At 64.7% G+C, this 18,038-nt stretch carries 16 protein-coding genes; 10 read left to right on the forward strand and 6 right to left on the reverse strand.

From position 1 onward, the window contains the following. Positions 1–17 precede the first annotated feature (17 nt). Both B047_RS0111140 and B047_RS0111145 read left to right on the forward strand, forming a co-directional pair. Positions 18–608 carry a GNAT family N-acetyltransferase gene (locus B047_RS0111140; RefSeq protein WP_018467048.1) on the forward strand — a complete coding sequence of 197 codons (591 nt, stop codon included), beginning with the start codon at positions 18–20 and terminating at the stop codon, positions 606–608. A 52-nt stretch (positions 609–660) separates the two neighbouring features. Further along, positions 661–1,572, forward strand: a complete 912-nt coding sequence (locus tag B047_RS0111145) for a 2-hydroxyacid dehydrogenase (protein ID WP_018467049.1) — start codon at positions 661–663, stop codon at positions 1,570–1,572. Positions 1,573–1,627: 55 nt separating this feature from the next. Here B047_RS0111145 and uvrC read toward each other — a convergent pair whose 3' ends face one another. Next, a complete protein-coding gene (gene uvrC / locus B047_RS0111150) occupies positions 1,628–3,409 on the reverse strand; it encodes an excinuclease ABC subunit UvrC (protein ID WP_018467050.1) in 1,782 nt (593 codons plus the stop codon). Positions 3,410–3,507: 98 nt separating this feature from the next. Here uvrC and B047_RS0111155 point away from each other — a divergent pair, with 98 nt between their 5' ends. Then, positions 3,508–3,912, forward strand: a complete 405-nt coding sequence (locus B047_RS0111155) for an NADH-quinone oxidoreductase subunit 15 (protein ID WP_018467051.1) — start codon at positions 3,508–3,510, stop codon at positions 3,910–3,912. A gap of 7 nt (positions 3,913–3,919) precedes the next feature. On the opposite strand, the gene B047_RS0111160 is transcribed toward B047_RS0111155, so the two are convergent. Continuing rightward, positions 3,920–4,738 (reverse strand): cyclase family protein, encoded by an 819-nt coding sequence (locus B047_RS0111160; protein WP_026234822.1) that lies wholly within the window; start codon positions 4,736–4,738, stop codon positions 3,920–3,922. Positions 4,739–5,228: 490 nt separating this feature from the next. Between B047_RS0111160 and B047_RS0111165 the strand changes: the two genes are divergently transcribed. The 7 genes from B047_RS0111165 to B047_RS0111200 all read left to right on the forward strand — a co-directional run bounded on the left by B047_RS0111165 (position 5,229) and on the right by B047_RS0111200 (position 11,754). Next, positions 5,229–5,639, forward strand: coding sequence for a HEPN domain-containing protein (locus B047_RS0111165; protein ID WP_018467053.1), 411 nt, complete (start codon positions 5,229–5,231; stop codon positions 5,637–5,639). Then, positions 5,632–5,961 (forward strand): nucleotidyltransferase domain-containing protein, encoded by a 330-nt coding sequence (locus B047_RS0111170; protein WP_018467054.1) that lies wholly within the window; start codon positions 5,632–5,634, stop codon positions 5,959–5,961. The genes B047_RS0111165 and B047_RS0111170 overlap by 8 nt, the downstream gene beginning before the upstream one ends. Before the next feature lie 329 nt (positions 5,962–6,290). Further along, positions 6,291–6,950 (forward strand): hypothetical protein, encoded by a 660-nt coding sequence (locus B047_RS0111180; RefSeq protein ID WP_018467055.1) that lies wholly within the window; start codon positions 6,291–6,293, stop codon positions 6,948–6,950. An 11-nt stretch (positions 6,951–6,961) separates the two neighbouring features. Continuing rightward, positions 6,962–8,518 carry a PulJ/GspJ family protein gene (locus tag B047_RS0111185; protein ID WP_018467056.1) on the forward strand — a complete coding sequence of 519 codons (1,557 nt, stop codon included), beginning with the start codon at positions 6,962–6,964 and terminating at the stop codon, positions 8,516–8,518. Position 8,519: 1 nt separating this feature from the next. Then, a complete protein-coding gene (locus tag B047_RS0111190) occupies positions 8,520–9,914 on the forward strand; it encodes a hypothetical protein (protein WP_018467057.1) in 1,395 nt (464 codons plus the stop codon). Positions 9,915–9,965: 51 nt separating this feature from the next. Beyond that, positions 9,966–11,048 (forward strand): hypothetical protein, encoded by a 1,083-nt coding sequence (locus B047_RS0111195; protein WP_018467058.1) that lies wholly within the window; start codon positions 9,966–9,968, stop codon positions 11,046–11,048. Between the two features lie 13 nt (positions 11,049–11,061). Beyond that, positions 11,062–11,754, forward strand: coding sequence for a DUF4900 domain-containing protein (locus B047_RS0111200; RefSeq protein WP_018467059.1), 693 nt, complete (start codon positions 11,062–11,064; stop codon positions 11,752–11,754). A 147-nt stretch (positions 11,755–11,901) separates the two neighbouring features. Here B047_RS0111200 and B047_RS0111205 read toward each other — a convergent pair whose 3' ends face one another. From B047_RS0111205 to B047_RS16740, 4 genes are all read right to left on the reverse strand, one after another. Beyond that, entirely contained in the window at positions 11,902–12,327 is a 426-nt protein-coding gene (locus B047_RS0111205; RefSeq protein ID WP_018467060.1) for a disulfide bond formation protein B, read from the reverse strand. Positions 12,328–12,365: 38 nt separating this feature from the next. Next, on the reverse strand, positions 12,366–13,004 hold the full coding sequence (locus tag B047_RS0111210; RefSeq protein WP_018467061.1) for a hypothetical protein: 639 nt from the start codon (positions 13,002–13,004) through the stop codon (positions 12,366–12,368). Further along, positions 13,001–13,915 carry a signal recognition particle-docking protein FtsY gene (ftsY, locus tag B047_RS0111215; protein ID WP_018467062.1) on the reverse strand — a complete coding sequence of 305 codons (915 nt, stop codon included), beginning with the start codon at positions 13,913–13,915 and terminating at the stop codon, positions 13,001–13,003. The genes B047_RS0111210 and ftsY overlap by 4 nt, the downstream gene beginning before the upstream one ends. Before the next feature lie 79 nt (positions 13,916–13,994). After that, the gene (locus tag B047_RS16740; protein ID WP_018467063.1) at positions 13,995–17,909 is read right to left on the reverse strand and encodes an Eco57I restriction-modification methylase domain-containing protein; all 3,915 of its coding nucleotides are present in this window, start codon (positions 17,907–17,909) and stop codon (positions 13,995–13,997) included. Positions 17,910–18,038: the final 129 nt, after the last annotated feature.

The raw sequence follows: 18,038 nt of genomic DNA on the forward strand, positions 1-18,038 counted from the left end.
TGACGTATCCTGAAGCTGTGCTGATCTCCGATACCTGGCCCCGCTCCGGGCGGGTGACCCTCAAACCCTTCGGCGAGGGCCTCACCGAGGAGGAGTGGCGGCGCTTTTACGAGTGCTTCCGCGACCCCGAGATCGCCGAGTGGAACGGCAGCCGTCCCCTGCGCATGCCCATATGGCTGTTCAAGCGGGTGGTGATGGGCGAGGTGGCCCGGGGCGACCGGCTGGGCTTCGGCATCCTCGACGAGTGGGGGGAGTGGTTGGGCACGGTTGAACTCTACGACCTCAGCCGCAGCGAAGCTACCTTGGGCATCCTGATCGGGGCTAAGGACCGTTGGGGCCAGGGCTACGGCACCGAGGCGGTACGGGCGGTGTTGCGCTACGCCTTCGAGCGCATGAACCTGCAGCGGGTCAAGCTCAAGACCTTCAAGCACAACCTGCGGGCCCAAAAGGCCTTTCAAAAAGCGGGCTTCCGGGTGGTCGCGGTGCTTCCCACCCCCAGTCCACGGGTGGCCCTTTCGCTCGGCCCGGTGCGTCCCAAGCCAGAGGAGCGGCGGCTGGAGGACGTGCACATGGAGATCACGCGGGAGGAGTGGCAGAGCCTGGGGTGAGGGGGCGAGTGGTCGAGGCCAAAGCGTCTTGCGTTCGACGTATATTTAGCCCATGTTCCTGCTCGTGCAAGAAGGGGTTGAACCTCGCTACCTCGAGGGCATCCCCGCTCAGATCGTCTATCTGCCCAAGCAGGGTCCCTTACCCGCTGAAGCCGCCCAGGCCGAGTTTGCCGTGGCCCCCTATGGTTCAGCCCGGCGCTTCTTCGACGAACTCCCCAAGCTCGAGGCCCTGAAGGTCGTGCAGACCCTCACCGCCGGGGTGGATTGGATCTTGCCCAAGCTGCCCCCCCACCTCATCCTCTGCGATGCTGCCGGGGTACATGACGTCCCGGTTTCGGAATGGGTGGTGGGGGCCATCCTGGCTGCCATCAAGCGCTTCCCCGAGTTCCGTGACGCGCAGCGCGAGCAGCGTTGGGCCTACCGGTGGGTGGGAGACCTCGAGGGCTCCACGGTGCTGTTTTTGGGATACGGCTCCATCGCCCGGGCCACCGAGAAGCGCCTCGAGCCCTTCGGGGTACAGTTCATCCGGGTAGCCCGCAGCGCGCGGGAGAACGTCTACGGCTTCTCCGAGCTCCCCGATTGGCTTCCTCAGGCCGACGTCGTGATCAACCTGCTACCCCTCACCCCTCAGACCGAGAAACTCTGCGGGGCCGGGTTCTTCGCCCAGATGAAGCCAGGGGCCCTCTTCGTCAACGCCGGGCGGGGCAAGACCGTCGATCAGGACGCTCTTATCGAGGCGATCAAGGCCAAGCGCATCCGCTTCGTTTCCGACGTGACCGACCCCGAGCCACTGCCCGAGGGGCACCCGCTGTGGTCACTGCCCGAGGTATTCTTCACGCCACACATGGCCGGTTCGACCCACAAGCTCTTCGAGCGGGGGTTCCGCCTGGTGCGCCAGCAGGTCGAGCGCTACCTGCGGGGAGAGCCTCTGCTCAACGTGGTGGTGCGGGAGAAGGGCTACTGATACCAGGGCGATTCGAGTTATCCACAGAGTTATCCACATCCTCTGTGGATAACTCCTACTCAAGCGTAGAAAGGGCCTCGAGCACCGCTCTGGCGCTGCGCCTGTCCATGCCCGGCAGCTTGGCCAACTCCTCGGGGCTCATCGCGCGCAGTTCCTCGAGGGTGGAGAAGTGGTTCAAGAGGGCCATCTTGCGGCTGGGGCCGATGCCTTTGATGCCGTCGAAGACGCTCTTGAGGGCTTTTTCAGTGCGCAACTTGCGATTGAACTGCAGGCCGTTGTTGTGGGTCTCGTCGCGCTGGTAGATCAGGAGTTGCAGCGCGGGGTGGGTGAGGGGGAGCTCGATGGTCTTGCCGTCGGGGAGCACCAGGGTTTCCTCGCGCTTGGCCAGGCCCACCAGGGGGATGTCGAGCCCGGCCCTCTCCAGCGCCTTCTTCGCCGCCCGCACTTGGCCTAAGCCGCCGTCGATGAGCAGCAGGTCGGGCAGGGGCATGCTCTCGGCCAGCGAGCCGGTGAAGCGGCGGTAGACGGTCTGCTCCATGGAGTAGAAGTCGTCGGCGGCGCCCTTGAGGCCCTTGATCTTCATGCGGCGGTATTCCGGCTTCTTGGGCCTCCCCCCCTCGAAGACGGTGATCGAGCCCACCACCGCCTCGCCCATCAGGTTGGAGATGTCGTAGCCCTCGATGCGGTAGGGACGGCGCGAGAGGCCCAACACCTCGGCCAGGGCCTTGAGGCCGGGGTGGTCGCCCTTGCGCTCCATGAGCTTGAGCTCGGACTCGAGCGCGCTCTGGGCGTTGCGCTGGGCGAGCTCGACGAGGCGGGTCTTATCGCCGCGCTGGGGCACGCGCACTTCGACCCTGCGCCCTTTGGAGCTTAGGAAGGCCGAAAGCGCATCCTGGTCGTCGATGGCGAAGGGCAGCAGCACCAGGGGCGGGAGGGGGGTGGCCTCGAGGTAGTAGTCGCGCAGGAAGGCCCTGAGCAGCTCCTCGTTGCTGTCCTCCTTGACCCCCTCCGCGAAGCGGCTGGTGCGGCCCAGTATCTGCCCGCCGCGCACCTGGTAGAGCTGGATCACCACGTAGTCGGCGGCGCGGGCGAAGCCCAGGAAGTCGAGGTCGCCCAATTCCACGTCATAAGCCTGCTGGGGGGTGCCGAAGAAGGCCTGCACCGCCCTGATCTGGTCGCGGATCTCGGCGGCGCGCTCGAAGTCCTGGCTCATGGCGGCCTGGCGCATCTGGGCCTCGAGGCCCTCGAAGAGCTCGCCCACCTTGCCGTCGAGCAGCTTCTCGACCTGTTTGACCGCGGCGGCGTAGGCTTCGGGGTCGGCCCGGTCCACGCAGGGGGCTAAGCAGCGGCCCATCGAGAAGTTGAGGCAGGGGTAGCGGCGCTTCTTCATGGGGAAGCCGCTGTTCTTGCGCAGGGGGAAGAAGCGGTCCACGAGCCGCTTGATGCGGCGCACCGCGCCGCCGTCGGGGAAGGGGCCCCAGTAGCGGGCGCCGTCGGGCAGGATGCGGCGCACGATCATGAGCATGGGGAAGGGCTCGTTGGTGAGCTTGAGGAAGGGATAGTGCTTGTCGTCCTTCATCAGGACGTTGTACTTGGGGCGGTGCTGCTTGATGAGGTTGGCCTCCAGCAGCAGCGCCTCCACCTCGTCGCGCACGACGATGAACTCGAGGTGACTGGCCTCCCGGCTGATCCGCAGCGACTTGCCCTCGGCGTGGAAATAGCTCGTCACGCGGGCCTTGAGGTTTTTGGCCTTGCCTACGTAGATGATGCTTTCCCTTTGCTTCCAGAGGTAGACCCCTGGTTCCTCGGGCAGGGGCGGCAGGTCGGCGAGCTGCATCCAGGCTACTTTAGCGCAGCCACGTTGGCGACGTAGTGAGCCGGGTCCCGGGAATAGCCCTTTCCCCCTCCCCTTTCCCGCTTGGTAAACTGCTCACCATGAGCGCCCTTCACGACCCTCACCACGACGAGATGCTGTACAAATCCTGGGTCCAGGTCCTCGACTGGATGCGGGAATACGCCGCCCAGAAAGGCGTGCTCTTCACCAAGGAGTCCGACTTCCCCGACTTCATCTACCGCATGGAGCGCCCCTACGAGGTGCCCACCACCATCATGGCTGCCTCCCTCTCCGACGCGCGGGGTGAGCCCTTCTTCTTCGCCTCGGTCTCGCCGCGCCACGCCGAGCTCAAGCACATCCAGTTCCGCGTGCCCGGCGGGCACATCCACTACCACGCCCACTGGGAGGAGGGGAAGGGGCTGGTGCTGGAGGGCAAGATCCCCCTCACCAAGGAAAAGCTCTTCGCCATGGCCGACCGGGCCCAAAGCGCCTTAGCCAAGGCCTGAAATCCGGCTACCACAGCGCGAGCACCCGCGCCGGCCCGCCCGAGGCGTTTTTGTGCTTGGGGCCGCCCACCACCACCATCGCCCCGCTGGGCGGCACGTTGGCGAGGCCGGCGAGGTTCTCCAGGCCGTACTTTCCCGCCCCCAGCACCGTGACGTGGGTCTTGAAGTCCTTGGAGGCGCCGAAGTCGAGCGAGAGCGTGTCCACCCCGATGCCCACGATGTCCCGCTCCTTCACCAGCAGCTCGGCCGCCGCCGGGTTGAAGCCGGGGTAGTGCTGTACGTTGGCGCTGTCGAGATTGACGAAGGCCTTGGGGTCGCCCACCTTCGCGTCCCAGCCCGAGTACATCGCCACGAAGGCCCCCGCCGGGATGCGTCCGTTGGCCCGCTCCCAGGCCAGGATGTCGTCGGGGGTCACCTCGGCGTCGGGGTTGGCGTCGGCTTTGGCCTTGATGTTGAGCACCACCAGCGGCGCGATCAGGCGGCTGGCGGGCAGCGTCTCGGCGGTGGGGGCTCCGTCCACGAAGTGGGCCGGGGCGTCCATGTGGGTGCCGGTGTGCTCGTCGAGGGTGAGGGTGTTCTTGTAGAAGCCGTTGTTCTTCACGGTGACCAGCAGATCCATCTTCATCTGCGCCGCGCCGGGGAAAACGGGGAAGTCGGACGAGACCACGTGGGTCAGGTCGGCCACGTTGCTGAAGGCCTTACCCTGCACCTGTGCGTGGGCCTTGCCCACGGCGGTCGCCACCGCCGCGGCTCCCAAAGCCATCCTGAACAGCTCCCTGCGCGAGAGCGCCTGCTCCACCAACCCCATCACGTGCGGTGCACACATAGGCGACCTCCATCCTGGTGAAGAAGTTATCTCGACGTAAAGGGCAAAACGCGGAATGAGCCGAGTCTACGCCGGGCGCTCGAGCCCGCGCAAGGGCTCGAGCGGGGGGTGTTGAAAGCGCTCCGTACACTGGAGCAACGCGCCTATGGTCGCCCGCTCATCAAGGGGAGGCATGTGGAGCTGCGTCCCGCCCCAGTGCACGATCCTTGGTTGGGCACGCATAATACCCTTTCATGCTGAGGCCTTCGCCCTAGGCCGCCAGTGGAAGAGGATGTGCCGCCATGTCCGCCCTCCGGTGCCGGGGCCTTGGGGTGCGCAGGGAAAAGCCCATAGATCTCAGTTTTCGACGCTTGGTGCCGCAAGGCAGAACCCCCGGTTACGGGAGTACTCCCAAGAATCCCACGGCTTCAACCGTGTGGGGTGTCAAAAGTTGTGATAAGAGTCTGGAGTCCGACGCAACCAACCACGATGGGTGCGCTAGAATCAGAGAGTGAAGCTATTCGACCAGGAGGAGTACGCCCGCTGGTGGGGCCAGGCCAAGCACCCCCTGGCCTCGGCCCGGCGCGACGCCCAAGCGGGCGACTTCGACTGGGCCAGCTTCAAGGCCCAGCAAGCAGGCGAGTACGCCCTCAAGGGCTTATTGCGGGGGTTGGGGCAACCTGCTTACGGCCATGCCCTGCTGCGGCTGCTAGAGGCATTGGCCGGGGCAGGAGTGGAAGCGCCCGAGGCCCTCTGGGAGGCCGCGCGGGAACTCGACCCGCACTACATCCCGGCCCGCTACCCGGATGCTTTTCCGTCGGGGAGCCCATTTCAGTTTTACTCGCGCAAGCGGGCCGAGGCCGCCCTGGAAGCAGCCCAAAGCGTGCTGGAATGGGTAGAGGAGGTGCGAGGCTGTGCTTGAAACTGCCCTGGCCTGGCGAGAAGTCGAACGCGATGCCCTACTCGAGCAGGCCCGCCGCTTTGCCCGGCAAGTGCGCGAGCGGCTGGGTGAGGCCCGGATCTGGGTGTATGGCTCGGTGGCGCGGGGGGATTTCAACCTGGAAAGCGATGTGGACCTGCTGGTGGTTTCGCCTCACCTGCCCCCCGATCCCCTCGAGCGTCAGCGCTTTCTGACCGGCCTGGCCTGGGGGCGGCTCGAGGCCCGGGGATTATTGCCTGACGAACTCGCTCATCTCCAGGCCAAGGGGGCGCTGGCTTTTTTGGAAGAGGGGCTCGAGGTCTAGGAAGCCGGCATCGCCCGCAGCGCCATGCCCTTGATGCGCAAGGCCCGCAGGTTGCCCGCCTTCACGTTGGGCCGCACCACCACGTTCGACACGATCCCTACCCCGGCCCCCTCGGGTGACTTCGTGGTTGTCGGTGTAGAAGACCGGGTTAACTCAAAACTTGCACCTATTCATACCGGATTCAAAAAGATACTCTTCAAAACCAAAAACCCAGGGGCTATCTTTTTGAATCCTAGAGCACTCCCTTCGGTCGGGTTAGTTCGTCACCATTCGGTGACGAACTAACCGAATCTGGTATCACTCAGCCCAGGATATATGCACCAGGGGACTTGAAGGACGAGAGGCCCGAACCGGATCTGGATGCGCTCCAGGTGGACGTGCGGCAGACCTACCACAACCTCCTCCAGCGAGAAGGAGAGCTCTACGTCCGGTTCTATCCCTACGACCAATATCCCGGGGTCGTCGTCGAGAAAGTGGACCACATGGGCTATCGGAGCGCGATGGAAATTTCCCCGGATGTGGTGAGCATCGTGCAAACCTGGGGCAGCGATACCTACTGGGATCGTTGGTGGGCCGACAAGGAAGCAATTTACTACGGCGGCACCGTCGATAACGGGGAGTACCGGGTCATGCCCGACTGGGTGGCCGAATTCCCGCCCCACAGCCCGGAGCGGATCGAGGCCTTGGCAGAACGGCTTGGGGAACGCCTACATTCCTTCCTCGCGGAGGTCAATGAAAAGGAAGCCAAGACTTACGACCTTAAAGCTACCGTACTGGCCCTTTTGGAAGAGGGCTACCGGCCAAACCCCGTCTTTTACACTTACGAGGGCAATCCTTGCGCCGAAGTGGTTTTCCAAAAGGAGGGCGATTCGAAGACCCTTTCAATAGGCCCCCTGCAAAGAGTTGAGACGCTTGAGGGGGGGGAGTTCTGTTACGAACCACCCACCTGGCTCAAGAAAGCCTCTTTGGAGGTGGAACGCGAGTTATGAGAAGGGCAGGCGTGACCCTGGTAGAGCTGCTGTTGGCAATCGCTGTGGCCAGCCTGTTGGTGGCCGGAGCGGTGCGGCTGATGACGGTCTCCTCCGATCAGCAGCAAGCGGTGCTGCAGGGCGCCGACTTGCAGGCCGAGCTGCGCCGGGCCAACAGTACCGTGCAGCAGGTGCTGGCCGAGCGCCCCTTCCTGTTGCCGTTGCGGGGGGCTCCGGCGGGCTTCGAGTTCCTCCAGGGCCTGCCCGAGAGCCGCTTCCAGGTGCTGGGAGTGAGCGCCACCGGTCTCAGCGTGCGCTTTCTCAACCCCTCCTACGACCCCCGGGCCCTGCGTCGGGTGGTGGTGGTGGACACGGGGGGCAACGGCTACGTCTACACCCTCTCCCGGGTGACCGCCCTGGACGCCGCCACCGGCCTGTACAGTCTGGAGGGTACGGCCTGCGCCGTGCCGGGCGGACGGGGCCTGCGGGGGGTGGGGGCTACCCTGGCCCGGCTGGGTAGCGGGGCGGCCCTCAACACCTTTGCCGGGAGCGGCAGCCTGGGAGCCGGGCAGCTCTTCTTCCAGCAGGAGGACGGCGCTCCCGAGGCGCTGATGAGCGCGGCCGCCCCGAACCTGCGCTACGTCTACCGGGCCCCGGACGGCCAGACCCTCTACCGCGAGACCCCGCTCCTCTTCGAGCAGTCGGGGGGACAGCGCTACGACCTGGCCGGCTTGTCCCTCTCCTTTGAGCTTCGCAGCGGCCAGAACACCAAGGAGGCTCGCCGCTCCCTGGAGAGTGACCTGCTCTTCCAGGCCGATGCCGGGCTGGGCCTGCGCCGCCTGGACTGCAGCGCCGCCGGGCCCCCGCCCCTGGCCGCCGGGGACTGGCAGGTGAAGGTGATCGGCCTGGACCCGGGGGTGGAGGCCTCGGTGCCCATCGACGGCCCCGGCGGCTTCAACCGCACCCTGACCGCCGCCGCCGTCCTCTCCGGCCTGCAACAGGGGGTCTACCGCCTCTCGGCGAACGGCGTGGTGCACCCTGCCCTGCCCTTCGTGCGCTACCGCCTGACCGCTCCCCCCGAGGGCCGCAGCCTGGAGGTGGAGGTGGGCGGGGCCAACCGGCCGGTCACCACCGTGGCCTATACCCGGCTGCGGGGCCGTTTGCGGGTGCAGGTGACCAGCCAGCCGACGGGCAATCCGCCGCGCAACCTACCGCAACCGGTCACCCTCCAGGCGGAGGGCACCTTTGCCCGCTACAACCCCTCCTTGCCTGAAGGGACGCAGGTGCTCGAGGTGGAGCCGGGACGCTACACCCTCACCTGGCTCGAGCTGTCCGACCCCTCCGGCCTGGGCAAGTGGGTCCCCGACCGCGCTGCCGGCTACAGCGTGGATGTGCCCAGCGAGGGCGAGGCCGACGGAGGGGTGGTGCGCTACAGCTTCAAGCCCTACCCTTATAAGCTGCGCCTCACCCTGGAGTACCAGGGCGCCGACGTTCCTTCGGCAGAGCCTATAGTCTGCATACAGCCCAGCGATGAGATCTCAGGCTCGATCCCTCCCGAAGCCGAAATCAGGGATTGCCTGTGGAGGTGATATGCACAAAGCGCTACTGTTCTCGCTCGCCTTGACCCTGGCCTCGGGCCTGGCCCAACAACAAGAACAACTCCCGACCCGGGCCGTCCACGATAGGGGCTGGGGAACCTTCGACTACGAGTTCGCCCCCAAGTCCGACGGCAGCCCCACCGACTACACCGTCTACGCGCTGACCCGCCGCCCCCAGGTGGGGGTGGAGATGAGGCCGCTGGACCGAAATAGGAGACCGGTCAACACCGCTGTGCAATCCGTGCGGCTCGACCCCCGCCAGGTGCAGAAGGTTTGGGTAGGGTACACCAATGAGAAGGTGGCCTACCTGCGCATCGACCAAAGGGTAGATGTGACGGACGGGGCTCTATACCGCGGGGGCGTGCAGGTGCTCTACAAGCATGGGATAGACTACGGCAACCTTCTGTGGGGGACGCTTTGGGCGAGCACCTTCGGGCTGGTGAGCCTGTTCTGGTGGCCCAACACCTCGGTGACCCAGACCTACACCGAGGCCATCCCCCTCGACTCTCCTCCCATCACCTTCGAGTACAGCGGGGGTGGGGGTTGTTTTGCTTTTCAGGGCTTCTCGGGCCGATTCGCCGTCGACCCCTCCCTGATGCAACCCGGGAAGCTGTACTACATCAACACCGGGATGCTCTGCGACGGACCCGGCAACGGAATCAGGGGTTACGCCCTTGGCATGACCAACCCCGTTGCGGTGAACTACGCCATCGAGGGCGTAACCCGCTACCACGACGGAGGCGGTTTCTCCGTGGCCTCGCTGGGACGTGACGCCCAGGGGGGCCAGGCGGAGTGGTTGCTGGACCGTTTACTCATCCCCAATGGACGCACCTGGCCGCAGTCCTCTCCCTCCTACCCCGTCGAGCGCGCGTGGAGTGATTCAGTGTGTCTGGAATACAACCGCGGCGATCCGGGTGAACCCCGCGGGTGCCAGGTGAGCGTCCCACTGAGCCGGGTCTGGACCGACACCCCCCAGAACCCGATCGCCGTACCCCTGAATCCCCACCTCGACGGCAGCGTGTCCAGCCGTCAGATCAGCCACGAGGGAAAGGAAGCCACGGTGCTTGAGGTCAGCCCTACCCTCACCTGGAGCCGGGTCGTCATCACCGACCGCTTCGATGTCGGCGGTCGGGCCGTCGTGACCTTCAGCAGCCGCAGCTCCAGCTACCCGGACAAGGGGTACACCCGCGGGACCAACCTCACCACCGGCCAGGTCTACGAGCTTAGGAACGACGGGAGCGGCCTTGATAAATTCATCAAGCCCGGGCGTTACCACTTCGACTACCTCTGCGGCTGGACCAGGGACGGGGGCTGGGATGTGGTGCTCGGGGACGGGGATGGGCTGTCCCCCTGCCTTGCCTCGGGGCGGGAGGATACGATCAACTGATCCTCTCATAATCGCCCGCCGGGCAGTCGAACTCGCACTAGAATGGGTCTCATGAAGCGCATCGCACTGCTGATCCTGGTTCCCGCTCTGCTGGCCGCCGCCTGCAACCGCGTTGAGCCCCCGCCCCCCCCGCCGCCGGCGGATCCCCCCGCCGACGGCCCCATCGTCTGGGGCAATGCTGCTAATAACCCCGAGCTGGTCTTCTACTACTTCAAGCAAGCGGCCCGGGGCCTGGAGGTGACCACCTACATCGAGTCGCCGGACGGGAAGCAGCGCCACCAGTGGTACGGCACCCCGGACGTTCCCGAGAGCAGGAAGCTGTATTCCGAAAAGCAGAGCTTCGGCTTCGATCAGGGCTACATCCTGCACTACGGCCAGGACGTAACCTGGGACAAGCGCTTCGGCGGGCGCAAGTTCTTCTGGAAGTACGGGTTCAAGATCGACCTCGAGCGGGGCTTCCCCTGGAAGTTCGAGGCCCCGGTGGGGCCGGTGACCTTCCTGGAGCTCGATCGCTTTCCCTGGGAGGAGCGGCCTGGGCTGGCGGGCAAAACCCCGAGGGACGATGCGGTCTGGAGCAGCCTCAACACGGTTCCGGTGAGCGGCCCCTTCATCAGCTGCTTCCAGCAGGACTCGGGGCATTACTACCCCAAGGGCATCTACATCTCCCTCTGGAAGTCGGCCTCTGTTCAGGGGCGGGAGGTGGGTCAGCTAGATCTGCCCCCCAGCTTTACCGAGCTCTGGTCGTGGACCAACGGGGTGTACAAGGGGATGGGTGAGGCCAGGGATGTTCTCACCAACCACTCCATCGGGGTGGACTCCCCCGAGATCGTCCTGAACAACCGCACCGACAACTGGGTGATCTACTACGCCGCCGCCCAGGGCAGAGGGCCTTTCCTGCACCCCTGGGAGAAGCGGCTGTGGCGGGTGATGGGGCGCAACTTCGGCGCGGTGGAGCAGCCCGACGGCAGCGTGCGCTGCGAGAAGGGCGATTGGCGCGTCGAGGAGGTCACCGAGCCGCAGGAGCTGGTGGATTTCTACATGGACCTGCTCTACCGCTCCACCAACCAAAACCCAGACGGCCTCCCCGAAGGCACCCTCATCTTCCCGCCCCACCAGCCCCCCAACTGGCCCTGAGCGAGATATCGGTATGCTCTCCCTGCGCTATCTACTCCTCGGCATACCTTCGGGCGGCCTGCTGGGCCCGGTGGCGGTGGCCTGGACCCTGGGCCGCCTGACCTGGCGGCGGGCTCTGGTCCTGACCGCCCTGGCCCTGCCCCTGTGGGCGCTGCCGATCTGGCAGCCTTACCTCTGGGCGACGCTGCTCTGGCTGGTTGGCCTGACCGCCCTCAACGCCTGGGCCGGCGGGGGGCTGCGGGAAGGCCGCCACTGGCTGCTGGGGGCCGGGGCGGTGCTGGGCCACCTGTTGCTGGCCCTGGGGCTGATCCTGCTCTTCCTCGTCTGGTTTTTGTCCGAACAGGGCCATTTCGTGTGGCCCCGGGAGTGGATCCTGGGCATAGGCGCGGCGCTGACCCCGAGCGGGCTCCTGCTGCTGGACAACGCTTACGATTTGGCCGGGAAGCTCTACCTCCTCGACGGCACGGCGGTGCTGGAAGGTCGGGTGCACGTGGCGGGGGTTCTGGGAGTGCAGGGGAGCCCCTGGTTCGCCGGAGCGGTCACCTCCGGCAGCTGTCCTGCGCTGGGTGTGGACGGGAGCTGTGTGGGGCGAGGGAGTGGACCTGGGTGTGACCGGCCTGCGGATCTCAAACCTGAGCCTCACCGGCTGGACGCCCAGCCTGGTCCTGAACAACGACTCGAGGCAGCATCGGCGCCGAAGATCTGATCGGGGGCGAGGCCGGCCAGGGCACCGCCTATGTGCTGGGGGCTCTGGCTATGGGGCTTGAATGGCGCGGGTCGTACGTCGTACGCCAAACGCGAGGCACCTCGATCCTCGACGGCGGGGAAGCACGGCCCGCACGCTTTTTAGCCATCAGCCCTGTTTGGGTCGGATCAGGAGCATCGCCACGCTGATGAGCGCGAAGGCGATGAGGGCTTGCAGCGGGATGGGAAAGCTGGGGATGTACTCGACCGAGCAGGGCACGGTGCTGCTGCACACCGCCGAGGTGTCGAGCAGGCCGCGCTGCTCGAGCAGGTGGATCACGCTGATGCTACCGCCCACCAGGGAGAGCGGCAGCACGTAGTACTTCACCTTCAGGTCGCCGCGCCACAGCGCGGTACCCAGGATGAACACCAGCGGGTACATGGCGATGCGCTGGTACCAGCACAGCGTGCAGGGCACGAACTTGCGCACCTCGGAGTAGTAGAGGCTGCCCAGCATCGCCACGATGGCCACCAGCCAGGCCAGGGCCAGCAGGAGAGAGCCCCAGTCCAGCGGGCTTTTGTTCTTCGCGTCCATATCAAAGCCATTGTAGGGGGTGCTGTAGGGGCATTTGCCTAGGCGGGTCCGTAGCGTACGAAACGCTGCAACACCTCGCCCGGAAACTCCGCCGCGCTCCCGGCCAGGCGCAGGAAGGGCATGGGAGCGATGCGCCCCAGCAGGCCCACACCGGCCCCGGCGCCCTGCCGGGTGGGCACTACCCCGGCCATCAGCCCTACGCCCCGGTAGGTCACGACGGCCCCCACCGCCTCGCCGTAGAGGTAGGCGAAGAAGGCGCTCGAGCCCTCCTTGCGCAGCAGCTTGCCCAGCGCCTGGGCAAAGGGAAAACGCCACTCGGGGGCGCCGTAGGCCTCGGTGAGGACGCGCGACAGGCTCCAGGCCTCGCTCCAGGGCACCTGCTCGGTCCAGAAGGAGCGCTTGGAGGGCTGGGCCTGGCACAGCTCGAAGGTGGCGGAAGGGGAGAGGCCTGAAGCCGCCAGCTCCGGCAGTGCCGGATCGTCCTCGGGCAGGGTGAAGGCCAGCGGAAGACCGGCCTGGGCGAAGCGGGCCTCGAGCCCGTCCAGTGCGCCCGGGTCGAAGCCAAAGGCGGTGTTGGCGAGCAGCAGCGGGAAGCTGGGCTGGAGCAGGTAGGGAACGCCCGCTACCTCCCCGGCTTGGGCCGCGAGGGGCTGGAAGAGGTCGAAGAGCTTGCTCACCCCAGCAGTGCCTCGACGAACTCGCCCGCGTCGAAAGGCTGCAGGTCGTCGGCCTTCTCGCCCACCCCGATGAACTTGATGGGCACGCCCAGCTCGCGCACGATGGGCACCAGCACCCCACCCTTGGCGGTGCCGTCGAGCTTGGTGACGATGACCCCGGTGAGGCCGGCGGTCTCGTTGAAGCGCTTGGCCTGCTCGAGGCCGTTCTGACCCGTCACCGCATCGAGCACCAGCCACACCTCGCCGGGCTCGCCGGGGTCGGCCTTGGCGATGGAGCGCTTGACCTTGGCGAGCTCCTCCATGAGGTTGTGCTTGGTGTGCAGCCGCCCGGCGGTGTCGACCATCAACAGGTCCACGCCGCGCGCCTTGCGGGCCGAGGCCGCGTCGAAGGCCAGGGCCGCGGGGTCGGAGCCCTCCTCGCCCTGGATCACCGGGATGCCCAGCCGCTGGCCCCACAGCCCGAGCTGGGCCCCGCCTGCCGCGCGGAAGGTGTCGCCCGCGCAGAACATCACGCTCTTGCCCTTCGAGCGGTAGTACTGCCCCAGCTTGGCGATGGTGGTGGTCTTGCCCACGCCGTTGACCCCCACCATCAGCACCACCTTACCCTGAGGCTCGACGGTGGCCTTCTTGGCATCGGGCTTGAAGCCCAGCTTGCGCAGCTTGGCCCGGCGGGCGTCGGGCTCGAGTTGCAGCACCAGCGCCTCCTTCACCGCCTCGCGCAGGTCGCGCTTGCCCGAAGCCCGCACCTCCTCGAGGATCTCCTGCGTGGCCTCCACCCCCACGTCGGCGGCGATGAGGGCGTACTCGAGCTCCTCGAGCACCTCCTCGGGGTTGCCGCTCCAGGGGATGGCCTTGGTGATGTTTTCACGGGTTTTGGTAAGCCCCTCGCGGAGGCGTTGCAGCCAGCTCATAGACCGCTTAAGTCTAAGCTATCGGGGAAGGGTCGTTTGGGAGTACGCACGAACTGCTTTACGAGTTCTGAGCGATGCCCTACTCCTCTGCATCCGAATCCTCTGACACCGGGCGGGCGGACTGGTTTTTGGCCGCGGACTGCTGGATCAGGCGCACCTCGGGGATGCTATCCAGGGAAAAGACCAGGCTGCGCAGCGGGTGGTTGGGTTCGGATAGCTTGCGCACCAGCGCCCGCAGCTCGTCCAGAGTGGGGTTCTGGGGCCAACACACCTCCGAGAGCACCCGCAGCGGAAAGCACCCCGCCCGGTGCAGCTCCTCCGGCAGGTACAGCTCGTACACCAGCGCATCCACCACCTGCTCCAAAACCCTCACCACCTCGCCAGCGCCCTCCCGCGCTGCTAGCAAAATGTAGTCCACCAGCCGGGTAACCAGCGCCTCGGCTTCGGGGGTGGGTTTGGGGATGGGGATTTGTTCTACGTATATTGACTTATATCGCATAAAATCGCCACGAACTTTTGGCGAAATATACCCAAAGAACCAAGTTACCAGCGTAGAGTTCAACAACCCTAGAAGATAATTGTCTGCCGTTGGAATGAGAAATAGTGTACAGTCAACGTAGTATCCTTCGGTGTCAAGAGCAAAGTTGTTGCTAATTGAGATGTCAGGATAAACAATCTTCGGCTGCTCGAACTCTTTCCAGTAGGCACAAGCTCGGAGCTCCCAGTAGTAGTGCCCTTGGTCGTATCGCTGGATGAGCTGGTTGCGATACTTTTGCATGAAAGCATGGATTGCAGGGTAGGTTTTCTCGAAAATCCTCTCGGCCTCCTCCTGGGGTTTACCCGACCATGGGTGCCGAACATTCTCGGAGGATTCTATCTTGATCAGGTATTGCTCGCTAAAGTCCACTTGCCAGCGCTTCACGTCCCGCCCGCGCAGGAAGGGCTTGAGCACCTCGGCGCTGCTTGGGTGTTCGGCCATCAGGCGGTCGCGGGTGGCGCGGTCTACCACAAAGGCTTCGTTTAGGCCGGTCTTTATACCGTAGTAGAACCTACCCCCCACGTACTCGCCCAGCGGCGTGCCGGCTTTGCGCAGCTTGTCCAGTAGGGCCAGGGTTTCCTGGCCTTCGATGCGCCAGCCGTCGTCGGTCAGGCTGGACTGGGGCATGGGGAAGTGCGCTTGCTCGAAGGTGTCGCGGAAGTTTTCGATGTTGTGTTGGGGGTTCCAGTTCAGCACCCGCATCACCTGGCCGCCCTGCCGGGCGTTTTGGGTCAGGAGGATGCTGGGGTAGGCGATGGCGGTAAAGACCGGGGCATCGCCGAAGTCTACCAGCAGCCGGATGCGGGTCTGGCGGGCCAGGTGGTGGCGTAGCTTGGCCCCGTAGGCGCTGCGGAAGTATTTGTTGGAGCAGATGTAACACAGCACCCCGCCCTCGCGCAAAAGCTTCAGGCCCAGGCGAAAGAAGTAGACGTAGAGGTCGGCGGTTCCGACGTATACGTCGGGGTATACCCGCTGATAGAGGGGTTTGTCGGCCTTAATTTTCTCCTGGCGGATGTAGGGGGGGTTGCCAATGACGATGTCGAAGCCGCGCTCGAGGCCAAACATCCAGTGCGCATCGAAGAAGCGGGCAAAGTCGTTTTGGTTGTAGGGGTCGAACTGGGCCATGCGGCGGGCTTCGTCGCTGGCAAAGCCGCTGTGCTCGAGGATTTGGGCAATTTCGGCCCGGATTTGCGCGTCGCGCTGGCGCAGGGCTTTCTTTTTGGCGAAGCTGCGGGCCAGAAAGTGCTGGTGGCGAATTTTCTGGAGCTCGGCCTCTTTCGCCTCAACCTCGAGGGGCAGCATGGCCGCCTGCTGGTTTAGGGGAACGAGCGAGTTGGCGGCCACAAACTTGGTCTCGAGGTTGGGCAGGGGCAAAATACCCCGGTTGGGGCGGGTGTCGTCGTGCTTCTGGTCTACCACCAGGGCAATAAAGCAACGTAGCTTGGCAATCTGGACGGCGATGGGCTGGATGTCCACGCCGTAGATGCAGTTTTCAATCAGGTAGAGCTTGCGGGCGTAGTCGGGGTAGGTGAGGTGGGGGTCGAAGGCGTCGCGCAGGGCTTGGAGGCGGGCCTGGAGGCGCTCGAGCACCTCGCGTTCGGCCTTGGTGCGGGCTTCCTCGAGGCTGATTTTCTGGATGGTCTGTAGGTCGAGCTTGAGCCTTTGCACCTCGGGGTCGCCCTCGATCTCGCGCCGCAGGTTCTCTTCTTGCCGCTCGCGCCAGAGTTGGCCGCCGGGGTCGAGCTGCTCGAGGATGTGCACCAGCTTTTGCAGCGCCCCCAGCAAAAAGGCCCCCGAGCCACAGGCCGGGTCTATGATTTTGCACTCGTCTATGGCCTCGATAATCCACCGTTTTTCTTCCTCCGAGAAGGGCGGGGTTTCGTTGTGAAAGGCCAGCAGTTGGCGCAGGCGGGCCTCGAGGTTCGTCTGGATCCCGTGGCCGCCGCTCAGCTTTTCGTGCAGATAGACCCGCAGGCTCTCGTCTACCATGAAGTCCACCACGTCGCGGGGGGTGTAGAACGAACCGGTTTCCTTGCGGGCGGTCTCCTCGGTCTCGGGGTTGTAGGCGGCCAGCAGGTTCTCGAACACCTTGCCCAATAGTTCGGGGTCGAGGGCCACTTCTTCCTCGATGGGGGTGTTCTCGCTGACGGTGAATTTGTAGCTGTTCAAGAGTTCAATCAGGCCCCGCACCCGGTAGCGCTTACCTTTGGTTCCATAAAAGCTGTTCAGGTCGGCTTCTAGCTCCTGGGCAAAAAAAAGCTCGTTGGGCACATAGGCCCGGCGCTCGGGGCGATCCGAGAAGCCGTCTATGCGCTGCTCGGGCAATCCCAGGGCCTTGTCGGCCTCGCGATCGAGGCACTCGAAGAGGCCGCCGTTTAGAAAGGGGACGCTCGAGAACACCTGCAAAGCGGCTTGAGGGTCGCGGAAGGCCGATTGGTAGCGGTAGAGGCTGTGCACCATGTAGCCGGGGTTGTAGCCGCCTTTGTCCTCCTTGAAGCGCCGCCCCTCGCCCATCTCGGTATTGAGGGTGGCGAAGAACAGGTTTTGCAGGATGGCCTGGTAGTAGGTGCTGTCCTGGGGGTCTTCTGGCTTGAAGTCTTTGAGAAAGGTCTTTAGCTTGCTCGGCTCGAACAGCTCATCGGGAACCAGCCCTTTCTCCCGCAAAAACCACACGAAGATCAGGCGGGTGATGAGCCGGATAAGCTGCATCTGAAGCTTGCGCTTTTTCTCGGCGGGTTGGGTTTCGGCCCCTAAGTCCGGGAACCGGACGCCTGGGTGCGTAGAGGCCCAGTAAAACCAGTTGGCCAGCTCCCGATAAAAGCGCTGGTTGAGTTCTTTGGTGTCCAGTTGCTTGCGCCAGGCCCGGTCTAGCTCCACAAAGTGCGTAATGGTTTTGCTGGCGCTCAGACTGGAGAGGGCCAGGTCGGCCAGGATGTCCAGGTGGGCGCGGTGGGGCTTTTGAAAGCGGATGTCCTTGATGAGCGTGACCTTGTTCCGCTCGATCACGTCCTTGCGCTCGTCCCGCTCGTTAACCCGCCGCTCTACGGCAGCGATGGTCAGGTACTCGCCGTACTTGAAAAGCACCATCACCGGCATGGGGAAGGCCCGGCTCAGCCTGCGGGTGAACTCGGCCAGTTGGCCCCGGGTGTACTCAAGCTCTTTGAGTTCCAGGGCCACAAACACGTAGGACTTCACAATTTGGTTCTCGTAGCGCCCCGCACCCAAACCCAGGCGAATCTCCTCGGTGGTGAGCTGGAACAAGAAGCAGAACTGGCGGGTATGGGCCTTTAGCTCGGAAAGCCTTTCGGGCTCGGGTAGGTCGTCCAGGTTGAGGGGCGCGGTGCGGCTGCTCTGGTAGCCCAGCGAGCGCCAGAGGGTGCGTGCGGCTTGCTCGAGGGGCTTATCGGCAAAATCCCTTAGAGCAATTACGAGATTCTTGCGCAGCTCCTGGTTCATTAGCCATAAATATACCGTTGCGGCACCTGCGGCAGTTTTTGACCAAGGGGTGCTGGAGTTTTCGCGAAAAGGCGGTTCTGAACCTACTTGTTTAGCCTGGGGTCAAAGGTAATACCGGATTCAAAAAGA

Origin of the sequence: Calidithermus timidus DSM 17022 (assembly GCF_000373205.1) — a bacterium.
GTDB lineage: Bacteria > Deinococcota > Deinococci > Deinococcales > Thermaceae > Calidithermus > Calidithermus timidus.

Bases quoted from the DNA above. Each gene is read 5' to 3' on its own strand.
- B047_RS0111145 (WP_018467049.1), top strand. From the start codon at position 661: ATGTTCCTGCTCGTGCAAGAAGGGGTTGAACCTCGCTACCTCGAGGGC.
- uvrC (WP_018467050.1), bottom strand. From the start codon at position 3,409: ATGCAGCTCGCCGACCTGCCGCCCCTGCCCGAGGAACCAGGGGTCTAC.
- B047_RS0111155 (WP_018467051.1), top strand. From the start codon at position 3,508: ATGAGCGCCCTTCACGACCCTCACCACGACGAGATGCTGTACAAATCC.
- B047_RS0111160 (WP_026234822.1), bottom strand. From the start codon at position 4,738: ATGTGTGCACCGCACGTGATGGGGTTGGTGGAGCAGGCGCTCTCGCGC.
- B047_RS0111190 (WP_018467057.1), top strand. From the start codon at position 8,520: ATGCACAAAGCGCTACTGTTCTCGCTCGCCTTGACCCTGGCCTCGGGC.
- B047_RS0111195 (WP_018467058.1), top strand. From the start codon at position 9,966: ATGAAGCGCATCGCACTGCTGATCCTGGTTCCCGCTCTGCTGGCCGCC.
- B047_RS0111200 (WP_018467059.1), top strand. From the start codon at position 11,062: ATGCTCTCCCTGCGCTATCTACTCCTCGGCATACCTTCGGGCGGCCTG.
- B047_RS0111205 (WP_018467060.1), bottom strand. From the start codon at position 12,327: ATGGACGCGAAGAACAAAAGCCCGCTGGACTGGGGCTCTCTCCTGCTG.
- ftsY (WP_018467062.1), bottom strand. From the start codon at position 13,915: ATGAGCTGGCTGCAACGCCTCCGCGAGGGGCTTACCAAAACCCGTGAA.
- B047_RS16740 (WP_018467063.1), bottom strand. From the start codon at position 17,909: ATGAACCAGGAGCTGCGCAAGAATCTCGTAATTGCTCTAAGGGATTTT.